1 protein-coding gene is annotated in these 541 nt (G+C 64.1%); it reads right to left on the bottom strand.

Annotated elements, in window-relative coordinates; all coding sequences use genetic code 11:
- The coding region (locus EN893_RS37195) for a histidinol-phosphate transaminase (RefSeq protein WP_128362320.1) at nt 1-541 on the bottom strand (541 nt) is incomplete at both ends.

Genomic DNA, 541 nt, shown 5'->3' with positions numbered 1-541 from the left:
ATGCCGGCCTCATAGTCGTTGCGGCGGACATATTCGGCATAGGCCGCGTCGAGCACCAGAAGCACGTGCCTGGGCAGGCCGGCATGCAGCCGGCGCACCTCCTGGAACGGCACATAGGTGCCGGTCGGGTTGTTGGGATTGGCGAGGAACACGATCTTGGTGCGCGGCGTGACCGCGGCCAGGATGGCGTCGATGTCGGCGCGCTCATCTGTTTCCTTGATCGTCACCGGAACGGCACCCGCCGACTGGATGTAGATCTTGTAGACCATGAAGGCGTGTTCGGTGATGACGGCCTCGTCGCCGGGCGCCAGATAGGTCTGCGCCAGCAGGCCGAGAATCTCGTCGGAACCGTTGGAACATATGATGTTCTGAGGGTTGAGGCCATGCACCTCGGCGATCGCTTCGCGCAGCCGCCTGGCGGTGCCGTCGGGATAGATGTCGAGCTTGCCGGCAATCTCGCGCGCGGCTTCGATCGCTTTCGGCGAGGGCCCTAGCGGATTCTCGTTTGATGACAGCTTGTGGGCCTTGGCGACGCCGGCGG

The sequence above is a fragment of the Mesorhizobium sp. M7A.F.Ca.CA.004.04.2.1 genome (assembly GCF_004022825.1).
Classification (GTDB): Bacteria; Pseudomonadota; Alphaproteobacteria; order Rhizobiales; family Rhizobiaceae; genus Mesorhizobium.
The sequence above is the reverse complement of the archived record's forward strand: the minus strand, read 5'-3'. Positions and strand labels throughout refer to the sequence as shown.